The sequence below is a fragment of the Streptomyces sp. NPDC127092 genome (assembly GCF_042722475.1).
In the GTDB taxonomy this organism is placed as follows: domain Bacteria; phylum Actinomycetota; class Actinomycetes; order Streptomycetales; family Streptomycetaceae; genus Streptomyces.
Window position 1 is genome coordinate 1,472 of record NZ_JBHXFE010000096.1, and the last position, 3,203, is coordinate 4,674.

Annotated in this window: 1 rRNA gene; it reads left to right on the forward strand. The window is 56.8% G+C overall.

Annotated features, from left to right (window positions below):
• Positions 1-52 precede the first annotated feature (52 nt).
• A 23S ribosomal RNA gene (locus ACFWJO_RS37260) occupies positions 53-3,171 on the forward strand.
• Positions 3,172-3,203: the final 32 nt, after the last annotated feature.

A 3,203-nucleotide genomic window follows, 5' to 3' on the forward strand; every position in this document is an offset into this window, starting at 1 on the left:
GACGGGTGGCTGGTCGTTGCTTGAGAACTACACAGTGGACGCGAGCATCTGTGGCCAAGTTTTTAAGGGCGCACGGTGGATGCCTTGGCACCAGGAACCGATGAAGGACGTGGGAGGCCACGATAGTCCCCGGGGAGCCGTCAACCAGGCTTTGATCCGGGGGTTTCCGAATGGGGAAACCCGGCAGTCGTCATGGGCTGTCACCCATGCCTGAACACATAGGGCATGTGGAGGGAACGAGGGGAAGTGAAACATCTCAGTACCCTCAGGAAGAGAAAACAACCGTGATTCCGGGAGTAGTGGCGAGCGAAACCGGATGAGGCCAAACCTGCAACGTGTGATACCCGGCAGGGGTTGCGTTGTGGGGGTTGTGGGATCTCTCTTTCACAGTCTGCCGGCTGTGAGGCGAGTCAGAAACCGTTGGTGTAGTCGAAGGACATGCGAAAGGTCCGGCGTAGAGGGTAAGACCCCCGTAGACGAAACATCAGCGGCTTGCTTGAGAGACACCCAAGTAGCACGGGGCCCGAGAAATCCCGTGTGAATCTGGCGGGACCACCCGCTAAGCCTAAATATTCCCTGGTGACCGATAGCGGATAGTACCGTGAGGGAATGGTGAAAAGTACCGCGGGAGCGGAGTGAAATAGTACCTGAAACCGTGTGCCTACAAGCCGTGGGAGCGTCGGATGCAGCTTGCTGTATCTCGTGACTGCGTGCCTTTTGAAGAATGAGCCTGCGAGTTTGCGGTGTGTTGCGAGGTTAACCCGTGTGGGGAAGCCGTAGCGAAAGCGAGTCCGAATAGGGCGCTTTAGTAGCACGCTCAAGACCCGAAGCGGAGTGATCTAGCCATGGGCAGGTTGAAGCGGAGGTAAGACTTCGTGGAGGACCGAACCCACCAGGGTTGAAAACCTGGGGGATGACCTGTGGTTAGGGGTGAAAGGCCAATCAAACTCCGTGATAGCTGGTTCTCCCCGAAATGCATTTAGGTGCAGCGTCGTGTGTTTCTTGCCGGAGGTAGAGCACTGGATAGGCGATGGGCCCTACCGGGTTACTGACCTTAGCCAAACTCCGAATGCCGGTAAGTGAGAGCGCGGCAGTGAGACTGTGGGGGATAAGCTCCATGGTCGAGAGGGAAACAGCCCAGAGCATCGACTAAGGCCCCTAAGCGTACGCTAAGTGGGAAAGGATGTGGAGTCGCAGAGACAACCAGGAGGTTGGCTTAGAAGCAGCCACCCTTGAAAGAGTGCGTAATAGCTCACTGGTCAAGTGATTCCGCGCCGACAATGTAGCGGGGCTCAAGCGTACCGCCGAAGTCGTGTCATTGCAGCAATAGGGCCAACGCCCGCTGTGATGGGTAGGGGAGCGTCGTGTGCCGGGTGAAGCAGCCGTGGAAGCGAGTTGTGGACGGTTCACGAGTGAGAATGCAGGCATGAGTAGCGATACACACGTGAGAAACGTGTGCGCCGATTGACTAAGGGTTCCTGGGTCAAGCTGATCTGCCCAGGGTAAGTCGGGACCTAAGGCGAGGCCGACAGGCGTAGTCGATGGACAACCGGTTGATATTCCGGTACCCGCTTTGAAACGCCCAATATCGAGCCCATTAATGCTAAGGCCGTGAAGCCGCCCTGGATCCTTCGGGTGAAGGGGAGTGGTGGAGCCGCTGACCCAAGGTGGTAGTAGGTAAGCGATGGGGTGACGCAGGAAGGTAGTCCAGCCCGGGCGGTGGTTGTCCCGGGGTAAGGGTGTAGGCCGTGTGGTAGGCAAATCCGTCACACGTTAAGGCTGAGACCTGATGCCGAGCCGATTGTGGTGAAGTGGATGATCCTATGCTGTCGAGAAAAGCCTCTAGCGAGTTTCATGGCGGCCCGTACCCTAAACCGACTCAGGTGGTCAGGTAGAGAATACCGAGGCGTTCGGGTGAACTATGGTTAAGGAACTCGGCAAAATGCCCCCGTAACTTCGGGAGAAGGGGGGCCACGCCTGGTGATGAGTCTTGCACTCGGAGCTGGGGGTGGCCGCAGAGACCAGCGAGAAGCGACTGTTTACTAAAAACACAGGTCCGTGCGAAGCCGTAAGGCGATGTATACGGACTGACGCCTGCCCGGTGCTGGAACGTTAAGGGGACCGGTTAGTGACCTTTCGGGGTTGCGAAGCTGAGAACTTAAGCGCCAGTAAACGGCGGTGGTAACTATAACCATCCTAAGGTAGCGAAATTCCTTGTCGGGTAAGTTCCGACCTGCACGAATGGCGTAACGACTTCTCGACTGTCTCAACCATAGGCCCGGTGAAATTGCACTACGAGTAAAGATGCTCGTTTCGCGCAGAAGGACGGAAAGACCCCGGGACCTTTACTACAGTTTGATATTGGTGTTCGGTTCGGCTTGTGTAGGATAGGTGGGAGACTGTGAAGCTCTAACGCCAGTTAGGGTGGAGTCGCCGTTGAAATACCACTCTGGTCGTGCTGGATGTCTAACCTCGGTCCGTGATCCGGATCAGGGACAGTGTCTGATGGGTAGTTTAACTGGGGCGGTTGCCTCCCAAAGGGTAACGGAGGCGCCCAAAGGTTCCCTCAGCCTGGTTGGCAATCAGGTGTTGAGTGTAAGTGCACAAGGGAGCTTGACTGTGAGACCGACGGGTCGAGCAGGGACGAAAGTCGGGACTAGTGATCCGGCGGTGGCTTGTGGAAGCGCCGTCGCTCAACGGATAAAAGGTACCCCGGGGATAACAGGCTGATCTTCCCCAAGAGTCCATATCGACGGGATGGTTTGGCACCTCGATGTCGGCTCGTCGCATCCTGGGGCTGGAGTCGGTCCCAAGGGTTGGGCTGTTCGCCCATTAAAGCGGTACGCGAGCTGGGTTTAGAACGTCGTGAGACAGTTCGGTCCCTATCCTCTGTGCGCGCAGGAATATTGAGAAGGGCTGTCCCTAGTACGAGAGGACCGGGACGGACGAACCTCTGGTGTGCCAGTTGTTCTGCCAAGAGCATGGCTGGTTGGCTACGTTCGGGAGGGATAACCGCTGAAAGCATCTAAGCGGGAAGCCTGCTTCGAGATGAGTATTCCCACCTCCTTGAGAGGGTAAGGCTCCCAGTAGACGACTGGGTTGATAGGCCGGATGTGGAAGCCCAGTAATGGGTGGAGCTGACCGGTACTAATAGGCCGAGGGCTTGTCCTCAGTTGCTCGCGTCCACTGTGTTAGTTCTGAAG